Origin of the sequence: Nonomuraea rhodomycinica, assembly GCF_013363995.1 — a bacterium.
In the GTDB taxonomy this organism is placed as follows: domain Bacteria; phylum Actinomycetota; class Actinomycetes; order Streptosporangiales; family Streptosporangiaceae; genus Nonomuraea; species Nonomuraea rhodomycinica.
Map to the genome: position 1 here is coordinate 618,054 of NZ_JABWGO010000004.1, position 20,185 is coordinate 638,238.

The 20,185-nt window shown below is 70.6% G+C and carries 18 protein-coding genes, 2 tRNA genes and 1 riboswitch; of the genes, 12 read left to right on the top strand and 8 right to left on the bottom strand.

Features of this window, described 5'->3' with window-relative positions:
- Window positions 1–13 precede the first annotated feature (13 nt).
- Both HT134_RS21455 and HT134_RS21460 read left to right on the top strand, forming a co-directional pair.
- Entirely contained in the window at window positions 14–889 is an 876-nt protein-coding gene (locus HT134_RS21455; RefSeq protein ID WP_175602179.1) for a hypothetical protein, read from the top strand.
- A gap of 63 nt (window positions 890–952) precedes the next feature.
- Complete coding sequence (locus HT134_RS21460; protein ID WP_175602180.1) at window positions 953–2,158, top strand: cation:proton antiporter domain-containing protein; 1,206 nt, start codon at window positions 953–955, stop codon at window positions 2,156–2,158.
- Window positions 2,159–2,203: 45 nt separating this feature from the next.
- Here HT134_RS21460 and HT134_RS21465 read toward each other — a convergent pair whose 3' ends face one another.
- The 3 genes from HT134_RS21465 to HT134_RS21475 form a co-directional block, all read right to left on the bottom strand.
- Complete coding sequence (locus HT134_RS21465; RefSeq protein ID WP_175602181.1) at window positions 2,204–3,166, bottom strand: coiled-coil domain-containing protein; 963 nt, start codon at window positions 3,164–3,166, stop codon at window positions 2,204–2,206.
- Between the two features lie 4 nt (window positions 3,167–3,170).
- Window positions 3,171–3,309: riboswitch (cyclic di-AMP (ydaO/yuaA leader) on the bottom strand.
- 67 nt (window positions 3,310–3,376) lie between these two features.
- Complete coding sequence (gene galT, locus HT134_RS21470) at window positions 3,377–4,456, bottom strand: galactose-1-phosphate uridylyltransferase (RefSeq protein WP_175602182.1); 1,080 nt, start codon at window positions 4,454–4,456, stop codon at window positions 3,377–3,379.
- A 2-nt stretch (window positions 4,457–4,458) separates the two neighbouring features.
- Window positions 4,459–5,232, bottom strand: a complete 774-nt coding sequence (locus HT134_RS21475; RefSeq protein ID WP_175602183.1) for a DeoR/GlpR family DNA-binding transcription regulator — start codon at window positions 5,230–5,232, stop codon at window positions 4,459–4,461.
- A 140-nt stretch (window positions 5,233–5,372) separates the two neighbouring features.
- Between HT134_RS21475 and HT134_RS48110 the strand changes: the two genes are divergently transcribed.
- Window positions 5,373–5,450 carry a 50S ribosomal protein bL37 gene (locus HT134_RS48110; RefSeq protein WP_376768103.1) on the top strand — a complete coding sequence of 26 codons (78 nt, stop codon included), beginning with the start codon at window positions 5,373–5,375 and terminating at the stop codon, window positions 5,448–5,450.
- Between the two features lie 77 nt (window positions 5,451–5,527).
- Here the strand turns inward: HT134_RS48110 and HT134_RS21480 are convergent, their stop codons facing one another.
- The 4 genes from HT134_RS21480 to HT134_RS21495 form a co-directional block, all read right to left on the bottom strand.
- The gene (locus HT134_RS21480; protein ID WP_175602184.1) at window positions 5,528–6,838 is read right to left on the bottom strand and encodes a TrpB-like pyridoxal phosphate-dependent enzyme; all 1,311 of its coding nucleotides are present in this window, start codon (window positions 6,836–6,838) and stop codon (window positions 5,528–5,530) included.
- A gap of 49 nt (window positions 6,839–6,887) precedes the next feature.
- Window positions 6,888–7,517, bottom strand: coding sequence for a nucleoside/nucleotide kinase family protein (locus tag HT134_RS21485; protein ID WP_175602185.1), 630 nt, complete (start codon window positions 7,515–7,517; stop codon window positions 6,888–6,890).
- A gap of 32 nt (window positions 7,518–7,549) precedes the next feature.
- Window positions 7,550–8,077 carry a GNAT family N-acetyltransferase gene (locus tag HT134_RS21490; protein ID WP_175602186.1) on the bottom strand — a complete coding sequence of 176 codons (528 nt, stop codon included), beginning with the start codon at window positions 8,075–8,077 and terminating at the stop codon, window positions 7,550–7,552.
- Window positions 8,078–8,167: 90 nt separating this feature from the next.
- Window positions 8,168–8,241 (bottom strand) — tRNA-Gly (locus HT134_RS21495).
- Window positions 8,242–8,331: 90 nt separating this feature from the next.
- Between HT134_RS21495 and HT134_RS21500 the strand changes: the two genes are divergently transcribed.
- Together HT134_RS21500 and HT134_RS21505 are read left to right on the top strand one after the other, a co-directional pair.
- Window positions 8,332–8,408: transfer RNA gene (locus tag HT134_RS21500), tRNA-Pro, on the top strand.
- Window positions 8,409–8,500: 92 nt separating this feature from the next.
- On the top strand, window positions 8,501–8,953 hold the full coding sequence (locus HT134_RS21505) for a Clp protease N-terminal domain-containing protein (RefSeq protein WP_175602187.1): 453 nt from the start codon (window positions 8,501–8,503) through the stop codon (window positions 8,951–8,953).
- Window positions 8,954–9,103: 150 nt separating this feature from the next.
- Here the strand turns inward: HT134_RS21505 and HT134_RS21510 are convergent, their stop codons facing one another.
- Window positions 9,104–9,565 (bottom strand): ATP-binding protein, encoded by a 462-nt coding sequence (locus HT134_RS21510; protein WP_246364728.1) that lies wholly within the window; start codon window positions 9,563–9,565, stop codon window positions 9,104–9,106.
- A 246-nt stretch (window positions 9,566–9,811) separates the two neighbouring features.
- Here HT134_RS21510 and HT134_RS21515 point away from each other — a divergent pair, with 246 nt between their 5' ends.
- The 7 genes from HT134_RS21515 to HT134_RS21545 all read left to right on the top strand — a co-directional run bounded on the left by HT134_RS21515 (window position 9,812) and on the right by HT134_RS21545 (window position 19,763).
- Window positions 9,812–10,678: a Sco1979 family transcriptional regulator gene (locus tag HT134_RS21515; RefSeq protein WP_175602189.1), complete on the top strand. Its 867-nt coding sequence runs from the start codon at window positions 9,812–9,814 to the stop codon at window positions 10,676–10,678.
- Between the two features lie 180 nt (window positions 10,679–10,858).
- The gene (tig, locus tag HT134_RS21520; protein WP_175602190.1) at window positions 10,859–12,268 is read left to right on the top strand and encodes a trigger factor; all 1,410 of its coding nucleotides are present in this window, start codon (window positions 10,859–10,861) and stop codon (window positions 12,266–12,268) included.
- Between the two features lie 450 nt (window positions 12,269–12,718).
- Window positions 12,719–14,272, top strand: a complete 1,554-nt coding sequence (locus tag HT134_RS21525; RefSeq protein ID WP_175602191.1) for a Na+/H+ antiporter — start codon at window positions 12,719–12,721, stop codon at window positions 14,270–14,272.
- Window positions 14,273–14,383: 111 nt separating this feature from the next.
- Entirely contained in the window at window positions 14,384–15,016 is a 633-nt protein-coding gene (locus tag HT134_RS21530) for a ClpP family protease (RefSeq protein WP_175602192.1), read from the top strand.
- Between the two features lie 11 nt (window positions 15,017–15,027).
- Entirely contained in the window at window positions 15,028–15,651 is a 624-nt protein-coding gene (locus HT134_RS21535; RefSeq protein WP_175602193.1) for an ATP-dependent Clp protease proteolytic subunit, read from the top strand.
- Window positions 15,652–15,825: 174 nt separating this feature from the next.
- Window positions 15,826–17,109: an ATP-dependent Clp protease ATP-binding subunit ClpX gene (clpX, locus tag HT134_RS21540; RefSeq protein ID WP_175593312.1), complete on the top strand. Its 1,284-nt coding sequence runs from the start codon at window positions 15,826–15,828 to the stop codon at window positions 17,107–17,109.
- Window positions 17,110–17,144: 35 nt separating this feature from the next.
- Window positions 17,145–19,763, top strand: coding sequence for a valine--tRNA ligase (locus HT134_RS21545; RefSeq protein ID WP_246364730.1), 2,619 nt, complete (start codon window positions 17,145–17,147; stop codon window positions 19,761–19,763).
- Window positions 19,764–20,185 lie beyond the last annotated feature (422 nt).

Here is a 20,185-nt window from a genome sequence, read left to right on the forward strand (position 1 = left end):
GAGGAACACGCAGATGGCACAGAAAGGAAAGCTGCTCCCCCTCGGGGTGGCTGTCGTGGGGAGCGGCCTCGTCCTGCTGGGCGCGGGCGTCATGGGGATGACGATGTGGCCCATGCCCGGATGGGCCGGCGTGGCCTTCTCGGTGGGCATGACGCTCACCGTCCCGGGAGCCTTCCTGGTCGTCTTCGGGCTGATCAACCGGTCGATGGGCACGGCCATGTCGTCCATGGACGGAGCCCTGCGGCCGGCCGGCTCGGGCGGCGTGCTCGGCCTCATCAAGGACCTGGCCGGGGGCAATCGCGACCTCCTCCTGAACGGGTCGCCGGCGAGCGCCGTCGTCCTGTCGATGCGCGACACGGGCGTGACGGTCAACGACCTGCCCGTGGCGGTGTTCGAGCTGGAGGTCCACCGGCCGGGCTCGGAGCCGTACCGCGTGGCGCACCGCGAGCCGATCCCTCGCCTGCTCGTGGGCGCCGTCCTGCCCGGCTCCCCCCTCGCCGTCCGCGTCGACCCGAACGACCCCGGCCGCCTGGCGGTCGACTGGTCCCAGGCCGCGGGCCCGGCCGCGCGGCCGCCGGTGGCCGGTCAGCGGGTGTCGGCCGCCGACATCCTGGCCCGTGGCGTGCCCGCCACCGTGACGATCCTCGGGACGTTCTCGATGAACGGCACGACCACCGACGACGGCGACCCGGTCGTGGGCTTCGACCTGCGGGTGACCGGGCCGTACCGGCCGTACGAGGTGCGCCTGGCCCACCGGGTCCCGCGGCCGCACCTGACCCGGCTCGTGCCGGGCAACGTGCTCCCGGCCAAGATCGCCCCCGAGGACCCGCAGAAGGTCGCCATCGACTGGGAGGCGGACAGCTTCGTCGGCGAGCCGCAGACGCTCTGAGCCCGGGCGGCCGCCCCGGGTACACCTGGGGGGAAGGACCCTGGGGGAGGGGGTGGCCGGGGCATGACGACGCTGCTGGTCACCGCTGCGGCGATCTTCCTGTGGGGCGTCGTGTCGGGGCGCCTCCAGCGCGCCGACCTGACCGCGCCGATCGTCTTCGTCGCCGCCGGCTGGCTCGTCGCCGGAACCGGCCTGGCCGGTCCGCCGTCGGTGACGGCGCGGACGCTGAAGCCCCTGGTCGAGATCACCCTGGTCTGGGTGCTGTTCTCCGACGCCGCGGGCGTGCCCCTCAGCCAGGTGCGCCGCGACCTCGGCCGGTACCTGCGCCTGCTGGCCGTCGGGCTGCCCCTCACCGTCCTGGCCGGCTGGGCGCTGGCGGACCGGCTCTTCCCGGCGCTCGGCGGCTGGCTCGCCCTCCTGGTGGGGGCCGCCCTCGCGCCGACCGACGCCGCTCTGGGACTGCCGGTGGTCACCAACCCCGCGGTGCCGGCGGACGTCCGGCGGCTGATCACCGTCGAGAGCGGCCTCAACGACGGCGTCGTAACCCCCGTGGTCGTCCTGGCGATCGCCGGGGCCGCCACCGCGGAGGGGCTCGGCGGCGCGCACGGCTGGGCGGCGCTCGCCGAGCTCGGCATCGGCGTGCTGGCGGGCGCCGGCAGCGGCCTGGCCGGCGGCGGGCTGCTGCGGTGGGCGCGCCGACGGGGATGGGCCGCCGACGACTGGACCGGCATCGCCGTCCTGGCCCTCGCGATCGTCGCCTACACGGCCGCGCTCGGCCTCCACGGCAACGGGTTCGTGTCGGCCTTCTGCGGAGGTCTCGCCTTCGGCGCGGCGACCGGTCCGCGGGGCCCCGCCGAGCTGGTGTTCCTGGAGCAGGCGGGCGGTCTGGTGTCGCTGCTGGTCTGGCTGGCGTTCGGCGCGGTCGCGGTGCCGATCGTGGCCGGCGGGGTCCACCTCGCCGTCGTGGCGTACGCGGTCCTGAGCCTGACCGTGCTGCGGATGGCGCCCGTCGCGCTGGCCTGCGCCGGCGCCGGGCTCGGCCGCGCCACCGTGCTGTTCGTCGGCTGGTTCGGACCCCGGGGGCTCGCCTCGCTGGTCTTCGCCCTGCTCGCGGTGGAGGAGCTCGGGAGCGCCGCGGGCGAGGCCGCCGCCGTCATCGGCGTGACCGTGCTCATGAGCGTCCTGCTGCACGGCCTCAGCGCCAGGCCGCTGGCCGCCCGGTACGCACGGGCCGTCACGCGGTCCGGCGACGGCCGTGACACGCCATGAGACGGCGCGGTGGCCGCCGCGGCCCGCCTCACGCACCGGGCCGCGTCAGTTCATCGAGATGTGCACGTGGTCGTAGTGGTTCTCGGTGATGCTGCCGCGGTCCTCCATGGCCCGCCAGCCGGAGCCCATGTTGATGCGTTGCTGCCAGATGACGTACTTCACGCCGAGCTTGGCGCGGTTCTCCAGCGCCCAGGCCGCGATGCGGTCGCCGAGCGCCTTGTTGGCCGAGCTCGGCATGGTGCCGCCCGTGCTCATCATGAAGTCGCAGGCCCGCCCCAGCGGGTGCTCGCCGCTCGACCCCGAGCGGAAGCAGCCGACCGTGAACGGCAGGGAGAAGTTCTTCTCGACCAGCGCGCGCATCGCCCGGGTGCGGGGGGTGATGTTGTCGGAGCCCGAGGGCAGCTCGGGCGCCCAGGTGCCGTCGGAGCGGCGGCCGGTGCTGACCGGGACGAGGTCCTTGAGCTTCTGCTCGATGTCGTCGATGACGTCCTGCGCCTCGTCGCGCCGCTTGGCGACGTCCGCCGTCTCGGTGCGGATCCGGGCGGCCAGCGCGGTGGCCTCCTCGGCCGCCTTCCGCTGCTCGTCGCGGGCCTGGGCGACGTTGCGCACGACCGCCTGCTGCTCGGCGATCATCTGCTCGAGGACGGCGGCGCCGGTGGTGTTGCCGGGGAACACGAAGCCGAGCACGGCCGGGTCGCCGCTCTGGTAGCGCATCTGGGCGATCTGGGCGACCCGGCTCTCCGCCGCGGCGACGGCCCGCTCCGCGGCGGTCAGCCGCTCGCCTGCCGTCTCGGCCGCCTGCTGGGCCTTGGCCAGCTCGACCCGCTTGAGGTTGTAGCTCTCGATCAGCTTGTCGACCTTGGCGTTCAGCTTCTTCAGCTCGGCGCGCAGCTCGGACTCGCTGGGCTTGGGGGCCGCGGTCGCGCTCGCCGCGCCGAAGGCGACGACGGCGATGACCAGGCCGATGACGAAGTTGATGGCAAAGCGCGTGGGGGGCGCGGACGCCACGAAGGATTCCTCTCCCTCTGCCGGCCGGGTTAGCTGACGGGTTCGGGATGGGAGGTCCCTACCACGGACGACGTGGATTCACCCCAGGTACGGTGGGTCCCCGGCTCCCGGGCGACGCGCCCGGGATTAGGCGGGTCCCGGCCGTGACGACCGGGACAAAAGGGATGCTAGTGGTAAAACTCCAGTAATGCGACTCCAAGCGGAGATCAATCAGTGATCTACCTGTGATCGAATCAGCCGCGCGGCCTCCTCGGGCAGCACGTCGTTGACGAACGCGCCCATCGCCGACTCCGACCCCGCCAGGTACTTCAGCTTGCCGGGCGCCCGCCTGATGCTGAACAGCTCCAGGTGCAGGTACGCCAGCTCGCGATCCTGCCGTACCGGAGCCTGGTGCCAGGCCGCGACGTACGGCATGGCGACGCCGAACATCCCGTCCAGCGCCCGCAGCACCGAGGTGTAGAGCGGCGCGAAGGCGGCCCTCTCCTCCTCCGTCAGCGCGGCCAGGTCGGGCACCTGCCGGTGCGGATACACGTGCACCTCGTACGGCCAGCGCGCCGCGGCCGGCACGAACGCCGTCCACAGCTCGTTGGCCGCCACCACTCGCGTCCCGGCGGCGCGCTCGGCCGCCAGCACGTCCGCGAACAGGTTGCTCCCGTGCCGGGCCGCGTGCCGCGCGGCGGCGCCGAGCTGCAGCCGCGTGCGCGGCGTGACGTACGGGTAGGCGTAGATCTGGCCGTGCGGGTGGGTCAGCGTGATGCCGATCTCCTCGCCGCGGTTCTCGAAGCAGAAGACCTGCTCCACGCCGTCGATCGCGGACAGCTCCGCCGTCCGGTCGGCCCACGCCTCCATCACCAGCTCGACCTGCGCGTCGGAGAGCCGGGAGAACGAGGAGGAGTGTTCCGAGGTGAAGCACACCACCTCGCACCTGCCCACGCCCGGACGGACCTCGCTCAGACCGCCCACATCCCCATATGTCCCGAGATTCATGGAGAAGGAGGGGAAGCGGTTCTCGAAGACGACCACGTCGTAGTCGTGCGCCGGGATCTCCGAGGCGCGCGTGTCCGACGACGGGCACAGCGGGCACTCGTCCGCCGGCGGCATGAAGGTGCGCGTCTGCCGGTGCCCCGCGACCGCGATCCACTCCTCGGTCAGCGGGTCGTAGCGCAGCTCGGAGGCCACCGGTCGTGGATCGAGCGGCCGGCGATCGATCGCGCCACGGTCGGCGTCGTCCCGCCGGTCGAAGTAGATCAGCTCCCGGCCGTCGGCCAGATGGGTGATGGTGCGCTTCACGGCTACCCCTCAGCGATGATCAGTTGCCCGGCTCGTTCGGCCAGGTCGGTACGTGCGTCCTCGGGCAGCCCCGCGTCGGTGATGACGACGTCGGCCTCGGCCAGCTCGGCGATCGTGCTGATGCCGACCGTGTTCCACTTCGTGTGGTCGGCGGGGACCACCAGCCGGTGCGCCGCGGCCACCAGCTCCCTGTCGGTCTCCGCCTCCAGCAGGTTCGGCGTGGTGAACCCCGCCCGCACGCTCATGCCGTGCACCCCGAGGAACAGCGTGTCCACGTGCAGCCTGCGGATCGCGGCCACCGCGACCGGCCCCACCAGCGCGTCCGACGGGGTGCGCACGCCACCGGTCAGCACGACCGTGCGGTCGGGACGCGGGTTGCGGTGGAAGACGTCGGCCACGGGCACCGAGTTCGTGATGACCGTCAGCTCCGGCACGCCCGTCAGGTGGTGGGCCAGCGCCCACGTCGTGGTGCCCGCCGACAGCGCCACCGCGGTGCCGGGACGCACGAGCTCGGCGGCGGCGCGCGCGATGGCCTCCTTCTCCCGCTGCTGGCGGGCCGACTTGGCGGTGAAGCCCGGCTCCTCCGTGGACCCCTGGTCCAGGGCCGTCGCGCCGCCGTGGACCTTGGCCAGCAGGCCGCGCTCGGCGAGCACCTCCAGGTCACGGCGGATCGTCATGTCGGAGACGCCGAGCTCGCGCACGAGGTCCGCGACCCGGACGCCGCCGCTGCTGCGCACGCGCTCGAGGATCGTCTGCTGCCGCTGCTGTGCGAGCACGCCCGCTCCTTCCAACAGATTCCACCAAATTATGACATGACGGTGTTGGGGAATGTTGACCAGCCTCACTCTTGTGCCGCGAGCGGCGGCGGGAGACGTTGGAGACGCACGCGCATCCGCTCCGGCACGAGGAGGCCCGCATGGCCAGGCGCGCACGCAAGGGCAGGGCACGCAAGAAGAAGAGGGCCAACCACGGCAAGCGCCCCACGGCACGCTGACACCCGCCCGGCTGAGGGCGCCGCACGGGCTCGCTCAGCCGGGAAGGGGTTCCCTCCGCTGGAAAGGGCGGGGCGGGTCAGCCGGGAAGGCGGGCCAGCGCCTCGTCGATGCGCTCCTGCGGCAACGCGAAGTCCTCCATCGCGCCCGACAGGTAACGGTCGTAGGCGGCCAGGTCGAAATGGCCGTGACCGCACAGCGCCGTCAGGATCACCTTCGCCTCGCCGCTCTCCTTGCAGCGCAGCGCCTCGGCGATGGTCTCGGCCAGCGCGTGCGTCGGCTCGGGCGCGGGGACGATCCCCTCGGTACGGGCGAAGCGGACACCGGCCTCGAAGCACTCGGTCTGCGACTTGCTGACCGCCTCGAACATGCCCAGCTCGTACATGTGCGACAGCAACGGCGACATGCCGTGATAGCGCAGGCCGCCCGCGTGGATCGGGTCCGGCACGAAGTCGTGGCCCAGCGTGTGCATCTTGAGCAGCGGGGTGAACCCGGCGGTGTCGCCGAAGTCGTAGGCGTACACGCCACGCGTGAACGACGGGCAGGCGGCCGGCTCGACGGCCCGGATGACCGGGTCGATGCGGCCCGCCAGCTTCTCCCGCAGGAACGGGAACACCAGCCCCGCGAAGTTGGAGCCGCCGCCGGTGCAGCCGATGATGACGTCGGGCGCCTCGCCGAGCTGCGCGAGCGCCTCCTCGCCGATCACCGTCTGGTGCAGCAGCACGTGGTTGAGCACCGAGCCGAGCGCGTACCTGACGTCCTCGCCCGCGCCGGCCACCTCGACCGCCTCGCTGATCGCGATGCCCAGGCTGCCGGTCGAGTCGGGCGCGTCGGCCAGCACCCTCGACCCCGCCTTGGTGACGGGCGACGGGCTGGCGTGCACCGTCGCGCCGTACACCTGCATGAGCGAGCGGCGGTACGGCTTCTGGTCGTAGGAGGCGCGCACCATCCAGACCTCGCACTCCAGCCCGAACTGCGCGCACGCGAACGCCAGCGCGCTGCCCCACTGCCCGGCGCCGGTCTCGGTGGTCAGCTTCCGCACGCCCTCGCGGGCGTTGTAGTACGCCTGCGGCACGGCGGTGTTCGGCTTGTGCGAACCGGCGGGGGAGCCGCCCTCGTACTTGTAGTAGATGCGGGCGGGGGTGCCGAGCGCCTTCTCCAGCCGGCGCGCCCGCAGCAGCGGCGTCGGCCGCCACAGCCGGTAGACGTCCAGCACCTCCTGGGGGATCGCGACGAACCGCTCGCCGCTCACCTCCTGACCGATCAGCTCCATCGGGAAGAGCGGCGCGAGATCGCCGGGACCCACGGGCCGCCGGGTCGCCGGGTGCAACGGCGGCGGAGGCGGCGCGGGCAGGTCCGGCACGATGTTGTACCAGTGGCTCGGGATCACCCCTCCAGTCTGCGCCCGAGCAAGCCGTCGTACCAGGCCACGCGCCGTGTCAGCCCGGCTCTTCGAGCGCCGGCCGTCCCGGGCGGTCCGCCCGCACGACGACGTCGGCGCGTTCGCGGGGCCGCGCCTCGCGCTCGTAACGCGCGTAGGCGGGCAGCCGCCACCGCTCGTCCTCGCCGGTGCCGCGCGCCAGCGCCGCCTCCGACAGCCACAGGTGGACGCCCAGCTCGGCCGGCAGCCCCCGTCCCAGCAGCAGCGTCCCGTCGAGCAGCAGCACCCCGCCCTCGGGCAGGCTCTCGTACGGCAGGCGGTACGCCCGGTCGGCCCGGCTGTCCCACAGCGCCGGCAGCACCTTGCCCGTGCCGCCCGGCTCCAGCGGCCCGAGCACCTCCCGGACCAGCGCCCCGGTGTCGAGCCAGTCGTCGTAGAACACGTCGGGATCGGTCCGCCCGTACTCCAGGCGCAGCGACGCGGGCCGCAGGAAGTCGCCGGCGGACACCCGCACCACCGCCCGGCCGCGCACCCTGAGCGGCGCTACCAGCGCGTCGGCCAGCCGTCCCGGCCCGCTGGGCGGCGCCCCGTCGATCAGCACCCGAGCCCGCCGGTCGCGCGGGAGGGCGTCGATCCGCTCGGCCAGCTCCTCCGCCAGCGCCTCCGGCGAGATCGGTCGCACACGCATCGCCCCGAGCCTACGCGCTCTTCCGGGCGCGATCAGTTCCAGGAAGCGACGGCGAGCGGCGTCCAGACGTACTCGATCACGGGAAGCTCGAAGCCCGCGGGCAGGCGCTCCACGAACTCCCGCGCGGGCGTGCCGCCGCACCGCTCGTAGAAGGCGATGGCCGGCGCGTTGTCCCTGAGCACCTCCAGGTAGACGGCCCTGCCGGGATGGCGCTCGGCCGCCCACGCGAACGCGCGCCCCATGAGCAGGCGGCCGATGCCGGAGCGCTTGCGCGCGGGACGTACGTGGAGGTTGTCCAGCAGGACCCGCCCGTCGGGCTGCCTGGCCAGATAGACGAACCCCTGGACGGTCCCGTCCTCCTCGGCGACCAGCAGGAGGTCCTCTCCGGAGGTGACCCGGCCGGGACCGAGCCGGTCGGCCCACAGGGCGGTCCGCTCCTCGAGGAGAGGGCCGTCGAGGTACGAGCCGGGCATGATCCCGGCGTACGCGCTCCGCCAGCTCTCCGTGTGCAGGGTCGCGATGACCTCGGCGTCGTCCGGTGCGCCCGTTCTGAAGTGCATGAAGGCACATTGTTCCATCACGTACTGCGGCTACCCGGAACGCGACGAGGCCCAGGCGCGGGATCTCTCCCTGACCTGGGCCTCAGCACGTGGAGCGGACGACGGGAATCGAACCCGCGTAGCTAGTTTGGAAGACTAGGGCTCTACCATTGAGCTACGTCCGCACGAACCGGTCGTGGTCTGGTCTAGACTTCAACCGGTCGTCAGGGCGTAAGCGTACCGGAGTCCCGGAGCGTGTGCGTACCCGACGCTGACGGGGCGTGGCGCAGCTTGGTAGCGCGCTTGCTTTGGGAGCAAGAAGTCGCAGGTTCAAATCCTGTCGCCCCGACCAGCTGTTTTCGAAGACCCGGCCCCGCCGGGCCTCACCGCATCACCTCTTCGTCGCACATACTGATGGCCGGCCGCTCGTACGGATGGGACATCATGCTGAAGAGCCTGAGGAAGCCGAGCCGGAAGAAGACGATCCTTCGTCGATCCCTGGAAAGTCTCCTGACGGTGCGCGCGCGGAAGGCGCTGGATCTGGCCGCGCGAGAAGCAGGCGCCCGCGGCGACGACCGTGTCACAGCCGATCATCTCGTGGCGGCCCTGGCCAGCCTGAACGACGGCGTGGCTGTCATGGCGCTGGCCGGCCTGCACATCGATGTCCATGAGCCGCGCTCCCGGTCTGCGGGCGCGGATCTCGGCCAGGTCACCGAACTCGCCCGCGCCGAGGCCGCCGGACTCGGGCACCGGTACATCGGCACCGAACACCTGCTGCTCGGCCTCATCCACGCGGAAGGCGCCGAGGCATGGGGAGTGAGCCTCCAGCAGGCCCGTACCGAGGTCGTCAGGGTCCTCCACGGCGGCATCGCGGGTCGAGGCCGTGACGATCGCTGACCCGGGAGCGGGGCTCGGGAGCGGACCGGGGAGCGCGCCCCGGCTTTGCCACCACCAGGGCGACCCGAGGGCGGCCCGTGGCGCCGTCTTGAGGGGGAGCCCCCGAAGCTTTCAGGGGTGACCGGACCCCGTGATCCCAGAGCCCGCGACTCAGGAGTCGGCGCGGAACAGCGCCCAGACGGCCTTGCCGCCCCGCGCCAGCGGGTCCCAGCCCCAGCACTGGCTGTAGGTCTCCACGATGTACAGACCGCGCCCGTTCTCCGAGACGAAGTCGGGCTCCTTGGGCGTCGGCACCTCGTCGCTCGGGTCCGCCACGGCCAGCAGCACGTGCGGCGCCACCCTCATCAGCAGCAGCTGGATGCCCTGCGGCGCGCTGGAGTACATCGCGTACCTGACCGCGTTGGTCACCAGCTCCGACACCACCAGCGCCGCGTCGTCGCTCAGCTCCGACAGGCCCCAGCTCCGCAGCGTCGAGCGCGTGACGTCGCGCGCGGTCTTCACCGAGTCGGCCTGGAAGGGGAGGGGGCACGAGGTCGTGTACGGCTTGCCGGCCGTCAGCAGGCTGTCGAAGCCCACCTCGCGGGTGATCTGCAGGCAGTCGGCAGTGGCCAAGGAGTCCTCCACCATCCCGCCGATACCTCCCGCAGCCCTCGATTTAGTGCATGTTTGGCCAAAATGCACTAGACCATCATGGGTCACGGGTCCGGGTACCTGCAAGACCCAAATGCACGTGCATGTGCAATGTGCAGCAGCATGAGCGGTTACTGGTAGGGGTATCCGAATCGGACACCAGGTTGGGACCTTGTCATACCCGTCGATGTGGTGTCACTGTGTGTGCGGACCTTGATAGGAGGCAGAGTGACGCAGAACCAGCCGGGTTCCGGCCCTACGGCGCTGCGTATTCTCCTGGGCTCCCAGCTGCGCCGGCTCAGGGAGGCGAAGGGCGTCACCCGCGAGGAGGCGGGCCACCTGATCAGGGGTTCCGAGTCCAAGATCAGCCGCATGGAGCTGGGCCGCGTCGGGTTCAAGGAACGCGACGTCGCCGATCTGCTCACCCTGTACGGCGTGACGGACGCCGAGGCCCGCGCCGCCGTCATCGACCTGGTGACCAAGGCCAACGAGCCCGGCTGGTGGCACCGCTTCAACGACGTCCTGCCCACCTGGTTCCAGGCGTACGTCGGCCTGGAGGAGGCCGCCGAGCGGATCAGGACGTACGAGGTGCAGTTCGTGCCCGGCCTGCTGCAGACCAAGGAGTACGCCCGGGCGGTCGTCACCGCCGGAGCGGCCGGCGTCGGCCCCGACGAGATCGCCCGCCGCGTCGACCTGCGGCTCGAACGCCAGCGCATCCTCGACCGGCCCGGCGGCCCGATCTTCTGGGCGGTCATCGACGAGGCGGCGCTGCGGCGCCCCATCGGCGGCGCCGAGGTCATGCGCGCCCAGCTGGAGCACCTGGCCGACCTGATGCGCCAGCCGAACATCACGATCCAGATCATGCCGTTCAGCTTCGGCGGGCACAGCGCCGAGGGCGGCGCCTTCAGCATCCTGCGCTTCCCCGACCGCGAGCTGCCGGACGTCGTCTACGTCGAGCAGCTCGCCAGCGCCCTCTATCTCGACAAACGCGAGGACGTCGACCGTTACACCGAGGTGATGGAGCGGCTGTGCGCCGTCAGCACCACCCCCGACGAGACGGCCGAGTTGCTGCGGACGATCGCCGACGAGTTCTGAGGCCTGTTCCGGGGCCCGTCGCGTCGCTGTCGGGTGCGCACCTGCCCTAGACTGGCCATCGGCGCTCGTATCCCGCCGTTGCGGAGCATGCCTCAGCGCCGCTCATGTGGGCGCGGCGCGTGAGCCGAACCGAATGGACGCGCCCGCGATCACTCGAAGCTTGATCAAGGAGACCACCCCGTGAAGACCGCTGTCGAGGAGCTCAGCCCGACTCGGGTGAAGCTCACTGTCGAGGTGCCGTTCGACGAGCTGCGCCCCAGCCTGGATGCGGCGTACAAGAAGGTCGCGCAGCAGGTGCGGGTCCCCGGGTTCCGTCCCGGCAAGGTCCCGGCTCGCATCATCGAGCAGCGCTTCGGCCGCGCGGTCGTGCTGGAGGAGACCCTCAACGACGCGGTGCCCAAGCTGTACGGCCAGGCCGTCGACGAGGTCGACGTGTTCCCGGTCAGCCAGCCCGACATCGAGGTCACGAAGATCGAGGACGGTGAGCAGATCGAGTTCACCGCCGAGGTCGACATCCGGCCCAACTTCGACGTCCCCGAGTACAAGGGCGTCGAGGTGACCGTCGACTCCGCCGAGGTCACCGACGCCGACGTCGACGCCCAGCTCGACGCGCTGCGCCAGCGCTTCGCGACGCTGACCGGCGTCGAGCGCCCGGCCACCACCGGCGACTTCGTCGTCATGGACCTGCGGGCCGAGATCGACGGCAAGAACATCGAGGAGCAGCAGGCCAGCGAGGTCTCCTACGAGGTCGGCGCCGGCTCGGTGCTCCAGGGCCTCGACGCCGCGCTCGAGGGCATGTCCGCGGGCGAGGAGAAGACCTTCCGCACCGAGCTCGTCGGCGGCGAGAACGCCGGCGAGGAGGCCGACGTCATCATCAACGTCAAGTCGGTCAAGGAGAAGGTCCTGCCCGAGCTCGACGACGAGTTCGCGCAGCTCGCCAGCGAGTTCGACACGCTGGAGGAGCTCAAGCAGAGCATCCGCGAGCAGTCCCGCCGCAACAAGCTCATCGACCAGGTCGTCCAGGCCCGCGACAAGGCCCTCGACGCGCTGCTGGAGAAGATCGACATCCCGATCCCCGACAGCGCCCTCAAGGCCGAGGTCGACGCCCGCAAGCACAACCTTGAGCACCAGGTCGCCGAGAGCGGTCTGAGCCGTGACGCGTTCTTCCGTCTCTACCAGACGACCGAGGACGAGCGCTTCGCCGAGTTCGAGACCAGCTCGCGCAAGGCGATCAAGGTCGGCTTCGTCCTCGACAAGATCGTCAAGGCCGAGGAGCTGGGTGTCAGCGAGCAGGAGCTGACCAACTTCGTGGTCCGCCGCGCCATGGAGATGGGCGTCCAGCCCAACCAGCTCGCCCAGCACCTGGCCGACAACGACCAGCTCACGCTGGCCATGGTCGAGATCGTCCGCGACAAGGCCAAGGCCGTGCTCGGCGACTCCGCCAAGGTCGTCGACAGCGAGGGCAACGAGGTCGACCTCAAGGCCATCTACACCGAGATCAACGGTGAGCCGGTCGTCGAGGAGGACGCCGAGGCCGAGGGCGACGAGGCTGCCGCCGAGGCCGAGGCCGAGGCCAAGCCGCAGGCGTGACGCCCGTCGCGGCGAGCGCCCGAGGCGCGACGCCGCACGGCCCGCCCGCCGGGGCCCGCAAGGTCCGCACGCCCGCCGGAGCCGGCACGGCTCAGGCGGGCGTCCGCGTCTCAGGTGCGGGCCCGGCCTCCGGCTCCGCGTCCCGGGCTCGGCCTCTGGCCCCGCGTCCCGGGCTCGCGTCCGGGTCCTTTCCGCTCCGGCCGCGATCGCCCGCCCGCCAAGGGTCCGGCAGGCGCATCGGCCGCACCGGCCCGGGTACGGCCGCGCTCACCCCGTACGGCCGCGCCGACCAGGTATGGCCGCACGAACCGGGTACGGCCGCACCGACCAGGCGTGAGCCCGCGACGGCACGTTAGGCGTACATATACGGCGAAGCCCCCAAATCCCATGATTTGGGGGCTTCGCCGTTTTATCCGGCAGAACACCCTTTTCTTGGGCAGAACAGGGCCCATGGGAGACCACCCGTTCGTCGCGATCCTGGCCTTCGGCGTCGCGCTGCTCGTCCCCGGCGTGCTGTCCAGACGCCTGAACGTGCCGGGACCGATCCTGCTCGTGCCCTTCGGCGCCCTGGTGGGCCTCCTGCCCGCCATGCGCGGGCTGCACGTGCAGCCCGAGGTGGTCCTCAACGTCTTCCTGCCGCCGCTGATCTACCGAGCGGCGTTCCTGACCGCTCCCCGCGAGAGCCGCCAGGACGCCGTCCCCATCACCGTCCTCGCCGTCGGCCTGACCACCGCCACGGCCCTGTGCGTCATGGTCGCCGCCGGCCTGGCCGTCCCCGGCCTGCCGTGGGCCGCCGCGCTCGCCCTCGGCGCCGCCATCGCCCCCACCGACCCCGTCGCCGCCACCTCGGTGCTGCAGCGGGTCGGCGCCCCCCGGCGGCTCGTCACGATCCTGGAGGGCGAGAGCCTGCTCAACGACGGCGTCGCCCTCACGCTGTTCGGGCTGGCCCTGTCCGGACTGTCCGGCCCCGTCACGGTCGCCGACGGCGTCCTCGAGCTGCTGCGGGTCGTCTGCGGCGGCATCCTCTACGGTCTGGCGCTCGCCTGGGTCATCGGCAAGGTGCGCCGCGTCTTCCACGACCCCGGCAGCCAGATCACGCTGTCGCTGCTGACCCCGTTCCTCGCGTACCTGCCGGCCGAGCAGCTCCACGTCTCCGGCGTGCTGGCCACCATCGTCACCGGCTTCACGCTCGGCATCAGCCCCCAGGGCGTGCTCCAGCCCGCCTCCCGGCTCACCGGCCAGGTGTTCTGGCGGGTGCTGTCCCACCTGCTGGAGTCGACCCTGTTCGTCCTGCTCGGCGCGCAGGTCATGGACGTGTTCCACGAGGTGCGCGACCGGCCCTGGACCCAGCTCGTCCTGACCGCCGTGGTGATCGTGGCCGTCGTCGTCGTGCTGCGCCTCGCCTGGACGACGCTGGTCCTGGCCCCCGTACGGGTGCGGCGGCCGATCGAACGGCGCGAGCGCGTGGTCCTCGGCTGGGCCGGGATGCGCGGGGCCATCACGCTGGCCATCGCGCTGTCCATCCCGCTGGACGCGCCCAACCGGGCCCTGCTCATCTTCCTGGCGGCCTGCGTGGTCCTGGTGACCCTCGGGGCACAGGCCACGACGCTCGCCCCGCTGCTGCGCAGGCTCGGCGTCGGAGAGCCCGAGGAGGAGGTCCAGGAGGAGGCCATGGCCCGCGAGGCGATCCTGGAGGCCGCCCTGGCGCGCCTGGACGACCTGGCCGCCGACGACCGCGTGGACGACCGGACGGCCGAGGTGTTCCGCCAGCTGTTCGAGCTCCGCCTCGACCGGGTCAGGGAGGTCCTCGGCGACAGCGACGGCGGGGAGGGCGAGACGGCGCCCGAGTCGCACCACAAAGGGCTGCGGAAGGAGCTCGTCCGGGCCCAGCGCGAGAAATTGCGGCACCTTTACCGCAAGGGCGTGATCGGCGCCGACACCATGCGCAGGCTCGACCACGAGCTGGACGTGGAGGAGCGCCGCAGGGTCTCCGGAGGGGCCTGACCCAACCTGCGCCGTCAGCGAACAGTCCATGGACCGGGCATGACCTGTGGGCGCCGCGCGTTAAGGTCACAAGCAAAGCCAATCGATTACGACGCATCGGAAGGTGACGCTGTGACCAGCCCGCCGACCTTCTATCAGCCTGAGTCGCGAGGCCGTGAGAACGGCTCGTCCTTCCGGCTTGAGGACCAGCTTTACCAGCGCCTCCTGCGCGAGCGCATCATCGTGCTCGGCCAGGAGGTCAACGACGAGATCGCCAACCGCATCTGCGCGGAGCTGCTCCTGCTCGCCGCGGACGATCCCAACCGCGACATCACGCTCTACATCAACTCGCCGGGCGGCTCGGTCAGCGCCGGCATGGCCATCTACGACATGATGGAGTACGTGCCGAACGACGTCTCCACCGTCGTGATGGGCATGGCGGCCTCGATGGGCCAGTTCCTGCTCACCGCCGGCACCAAGGGCAAGCGCTACGCCCTGCCGCACGCCCGCGTCATGATGCACCAGCCGTCGGGCGGCATCGGGGGCACCGCGGCCGACATCGCCATCCAGGCCGAGCAGATGCTGTACGTGAAGAAGACGCTGGCCGAGCGGATCGCCTTCCACACCGGTCAGCCGCTGGAGCAGATCGAGTCCGACTCCGACCGGGACCGCTGGTTCACGGCCGACGAGGCCAAGGACTACGGCTTCATCGACCACGTCGTGCGCAGCGCCCGGCAAGTGCCCTCACAGGGCCCGGTCTCCTAGGGGGAGCTGAAGTGAACATCGAAAGTCGTTACGTCCTCCCCTCGTTCGTCGAGCGCACGTCCTACGGCGTGAAGGAGATGAACCCGTACAACAAGCTCTTCGAGGACCGCATCATCTTCCTCGGGGTGCAGATCGACGACGCGTCGGCCAACGACGTGATGGCCCAGCTGCTCACGCTGGAGTCGCTCGACCCCGACCGTGACATCAGCATCTACATCAACTCGCCCGGCGGCTCCTTCACGGCCATGACGGCGATCTACGACACGATGCAGTTCGTCCGGCCGGAGATCCAGACCGTCTGCCTCGGCCAGGCGGCCTCCGCCGCGGCCGTGCTGCTGGCCGGCGGCACCCCGGGCAAGCGCTTCGCGCTGCCCAACGCCCGGGTTCTGATCCACCAGCCCTCCACCGAGGGCGGCGGCCAGGGAAGCGACATCGAGATCCAGGCCAGGGAGATCCTCCGCATGCGCAACCTCCTCGAGGAGATCGTGGCGAGGCACTCCGGAAAGTCTCCTGCCGAGGTCCGTAAGGACATCGAACGCGACAAAATTCTCAACGCGGACGAGGCGAAGGCGTATGGTCTGATCGACGACATCATCCCGTCGCGGAAGAAGCGAGCTCAGGCGGTTGCTTCCTGACGAGATGTGACGCACCGGGGCGCTGCCCAATAGGGCACGTTCCGGTGCGACTCGCCGCCAGGGGGCTCACTGAGGGCCCAGAAGACGGTAACGTCGAAACCTGAGCGGTTCGGACCGGGTCCGGAGGACACGGATCGCGGCAGCAGGGCGGTCCCACGCAAAGGAGTATCTGGGGTGGCACGCATCGGCGACGGGGGAGACCTGCTGAAGTGCTCTTTCTGCGGGAAGAGCCAGAAGCAAGTCAAGAAGCTCATTGCCGGTCCAGGCGTCTACATCTGCGATGAGTGCATCGATCTCTGCAACGAGATCATCGAGGAGGAGCTCTCCGAGTCCTCCGAGCTCAAGTGGGACAACCTGCCCAAGCCGAGGGAGATCTACGAGTTCCTCGACGCCTACGTCATCGGTCAGGACAAGGCGAAGAAGGCGCTCTCGGTGGCGGTCTACAACCACTACAAGCGGGTGCAGTCCGGCGACCGGGGCAGAGACGACGGCCTGGAGCTGGCCAAGAGCAACATCCTGCTCCTCGGGCCGACGGGCTCCGGCAAGACACTGCTCGCGCAGACGCTGGCGAAGATGCTCAACGTGCCCTTCGCCATCGCCGACGCCACCGCCCTCACGGAGGCCGGCTATGTCGGCGAGGACGTCGAGAACATCCTGCTCAAGCTCATCCAGGCCGCCGACTACGACGTCAAGAAGGCCGAGACGGGCATCATCTACATCGACGAGGTCGACAAGATCGCCCGCAAGAGCGAGAACCCGTCGATCACCCGCGACGTCTCCGGCGAGGGCGTCCAGCAGGCGCTGCTGAAGATCCTGGAAGGCACCACCGCCTCGGTGCCCCCGCAGGGCGGCCGCAAGCACCCGCACCAGGAGTTCATCCAGATCGACACCACCAACGTCCTGTTCATCTGCGGCGGGGCGTTCGCGGGCCTGGAGAAGATCATCGAGTCGCGGGTCGGCAAGAAGGGCATCGGCTTCAACGCCGTGATCCGCTCCAAGGAGGAGATCGACACCGTCGACATCTTCTCCGACGTCATGCCGGAAGACCTGCTCAAGTTCGGCATGATCCCCGAGTTCGTCGGCCGCCTGCCGGTCATCACCTCGGTGCACAACCTCGACCGCGAGGCACTCGTACAGATCCTCACCGAGCCCCGCAACGCGCTCGTCAAGCAGTACCGCAAGCTGCTGGAGCTCGACGGCGTGGAGCTCGAGTTCACCGACGACGCGCTGGAGGCCATCGCCGACCAGGCGATCCTGCGCGGCACCGGCGCCCGCGGCCTGCGCGCCATCCTGGAGGAGGTGCTCCAGTCCGTGATGTACGAGGTGCCCTCCCGCAAGGACGTCGCGCGCGTCGTCATCACCCGCGAGTCGGTGCTGGAGCACGCCATCCCCACGCTCGTACCGCGCGACCAGCTCGCCGCCAAGCAGCAGCGCGCGCCGCGCGAGAAGTCGGCCTGAGCCGCCGGCCCGAGCTCTCGCCCCGCGTACGCCCCATGGTGGACAACCATGGGGCGTCTCCCTTTTCCGCCTCCCTAGAATGGGGCACTGTGACAACGCCAGAGCTGCCTACCCAGTACACCCCGGCCGACGTCGAGACCCGCAGCTACGAGCGGTGGGTATCCGAAGGCTACTTCCACGCCGACGCCGGCAGCTCGCGCGCGCCGTTCAGCATCGTCCTCCCGCCGCCCAACGTGACGGGGGTGCTGCACGTCGGTCACGCCCTCGACCACTCCATCCAGGACACGCTCACCCGCCGCGCCCGCATGCAGGGCCGCGAGACGCTGTGGCTGCCCGGCATGGACCACGCCGGCATCGCCACCCAGAACGTCGTGGAGCGCGAGCTGGCCAAGCAGGGCCTGTCCCGCCACGACCTCGGGCGCGAGGCGTTCGTGGAGCGCGTCTGGGAGTGGAAGGAGGAGTCCGGCGGCCGCATCCTCGGTCAGATGCGCAAGCTCGGCGACGGCGTCGACTGGGAGCGCGAGCGCTTCACGATGGACGAAGGCCTGTCGCGGGCCGTCCACACCATCTTCAAGCGGCTCTTCGACGACGGGCTCATCTACCGCGCCGAGCGCATCATCAACTGGTGCCCGCGCTGCCTGACCGCGCTGTCCGACATCGAGGTCGAGCACAGCGAGGACGAGGGCGAGCTGGTCTCCATCCGCTACTCCGACGAGATCGTCGTCGCCACCACCCGGGCCGAGACGATGCTCGGCGACACCGCGGTGGCCGTCCACCCCTCCGACGAGCGCTACGCGCACCTCGTCGGCACGATGGTGGAGGTGCCGCTGACCGGCCGGATGATCCCCATCGTCGCCGACGAGCACGTCGATCCCGCGTTCGGCACCGGCGCGGTCAAGGTCACCCCCGCCCACGACCCCAACGACTTCGAGATCGGCCGCCGCCACTCCCTGCCGTCGCTGACGGTCATGGACGAGCGGGGCGTCATCACGGCGCACGGGCCGTTCGAGGGGCTCGACCGGTTCGAGGCACGCCCCGCGGTGGTCGCCGCGCTGCGCGCCGATGGGCGGATCGTCGCGGAGAAGCGGCCGTACCTCCACTCGGTCGGCCACTGCTCGCGCTGCAAGACCGTGGTCGAGCCGCGGCTGTCGCTGCAGTGGTTCGTCAACGTCGCGCCGCTGGCCAAGGCCGCCGGTGACGCCGTGCGCGATGGGCGCACCCGCATCCACCCGCCGGAGCTGGCCAAGCGCTACTTCGACTGGGTCGACGACATGCACGACTGGTGCATCTCCCGCCAGCTGTGGTGGGGTCATCGCATCCCGGTCTGGTACGGCCCCGACGGCGAGGTCGTGTGCGTGGGCCCGGACGAGACCCCGCCCGAGGGCTACACCCAGGACTCCGACGTGCTCGACACGTGGTTCTCCTCGGGCCTGTGGCCGTTCTCCACGCTCGGCTGGCCCGACGCCACGCCGGAGCTGGCCCGCTTCTACCCGACCTCGGTGCTGGTGACGGGCTACGACATCCTGTTCTTCTGGGTGGCCCGGATGATGATGTTCGGGCTGTACGCGATGGACGGCGAGCCGCCGTTCCGCGTCGTGGCCCTGCACGGCATGGTCCGCGACCAGTACGGCAAGAAGATGTCGAAGTCGTTCGGCAACGTCGTGGACCCGCTCGACTGGATCGAGCGCTTCGGCGCCGACGCCACCCGCTTCACGCTGCTGCGCGGCGCCAACCCCGGCGCCGACGTCGCGGTCAGCGAGGAGTGGGCGGCCGGCTCGCGCAACTTCTGCAACAAGATCTGGAACGCCACCCGGTTCGCGCTCATGAACGGCGCGACCACCGGGTCCCTCGACGGGCTCGACCTCACGCCGGCCGACCGGTGGATCCTGTCGCGCCTGCAGAGCGTCATCTCCTCGGCCGACACGGCCTTCGAGGAGTTCGAGTTCGCCAAGGTGTCCGACCTGCTCTACCACTTCGCGTGGGACGAGGTCTGCGACTGGTACCTCGAACTCGCCAAGATCCAGCTCGGTGAGGGGCTGGAGCACACCCGGCTCGTGCTCGGGCACGTCCTGGACGCCCTGCTGCGGCTGATGCATCCGCTGGTGCCGTTCGTCACCGAGGAGTTGTGGCGGGCCGTCACGGGCGGCGAGTCCGTCGTGGTGGCGCCCTGGCCGGTGGTGGAGTCCACCTACGTCGATCGTGAGGCCGAGAGGGAGATCGGGGCGCTGCAGGAGCTCGTGACCGAGGTCCGCCGGTTCCGCTCCGACCAGGGGCTGAAGCCCGGGCAGAAGGTCGCGGCGCGGCTCGGCCTGGCCGGCACGGCGCTGGCCGGGCAGGAGACGGCGATCCGCTCCCTGCTGCGGCTGACGGAGCCGGGCGACGGTTTCTCGGCCACCGCGCGCCTCGCCGTGGGCGAGGTGACGGTCGAGATCGACACGGCGGGGGCCATCGACGTGGTCGCCGAGCGCAAGCGGCTGGAGAAGGACCTGGCCGCCGCGCGCAAGGAGGCCGCGCAGGTGGCGGCCAAGCTGGGCAACGAGCAGTTCATGGCCAAGGCTCCCGAGGACGTGGTGGCCAAGGTCAGGGGACGCGCCGAGCAGGCCCAGGCCGACATCGCGCGTCTTGAGGCCCAGCTCGCCGGCTTGGGTGTTTGAGACCTCCCGGCCCGGGGAAGGCTCTCTTCTTACTGAAGTTGGGTCTTGGGACCCCGCGCGGACTGGTAGAGTTTTCCGCGCGGGGCCGGTGGCCCTGATCTCCCTCTGACTGATCCGAACTTCGGGCTGCGTTCACCTCAGGTTGGACAAAGACCAAAAGTTCGAGTAAGTTAGGGGAGTTGCCCCGAAGCGGGGCGAGTCCGGAATCTACCGGATCGGGCGGTTTGACAAGGACCTTCCGAATCTGATAGAATACCGATAGACGGAATGTGCGCCTCTCGCAGGACCGGAGAGAACGCGTCCGTTTCTTGAGAACTCAACAGTGTGTTAAAAGCCAGTGCATGAACAATGCATGACCCCGTCATATCGGCGAAAGCCGGTGACGGATTCCTTTTAAGTTAGAGATCAGACCTTTAATGGAG

What these genes read in the sequence shown, in the direction of transcription:
- HT134_RS48110 (WP_376768103.1), top strand. Translation starts at nt 5,373, where the DNA reads ATGGCCAGGCGCGCACGCAAGGGCAGGGCACGCAAGAAGAAGAGGGCC.
- HT134_RS21460 (WP_175602180.1), top strand. Translation starts at nt 953, where the DNA reads ATGACGACGCTGCTGGTCACCGCTGCGGCGATCTTCCTGTGGGGCGTC.
- HT134_RS21505 (WP_175602187.1), top strand. Translation starts at nt 8,501, where the DNA reads ATGCTGAAGAGCCTGAGGAAGCCGAGCCGGAAGAAGACGATCCTTCGT.
- HT134_RS21545 (WP_246364730.1), top strand. Translation starts at nt 17,145, where the DNA reads ATGGTGGACAACCATGGGGCGTCTCCCTTTTCCGCCTCCCTAGAATGG.
- HT134_RS21455 (WP_175602179.1), top strand. Translation starts at nt 14, where the DNA reads ATGGCACAGAAAGGAAAGCTGCTCCCCCTCGGGGTGGCTGTCGTGGGG.
- HT134_RS21485 (WP_175602185.1), bottom strand. Translation starts at nt 7,517, where the DNA reads ATGCGTGTGCGACCGATCTCGCCGGAGGCGCTGGCGGAGGAGCTGGCC.
- HT134_RS21525 (WP_175602191.1), top strand. Translation starts at nt 12,719, where the DNA reads ATGGGAGACCACCCGTTCGTCGCGATCCTGGCCTTCGGCGTCGCGCTG.
- HT134_RS21490 (WP_175602186.1), bottom strand. Translation starts at nt 8,077, where the DNA reads ATGCACTTCAGAACGGGCGCACCGGACGACGCCGAGGTCATCGCGACC.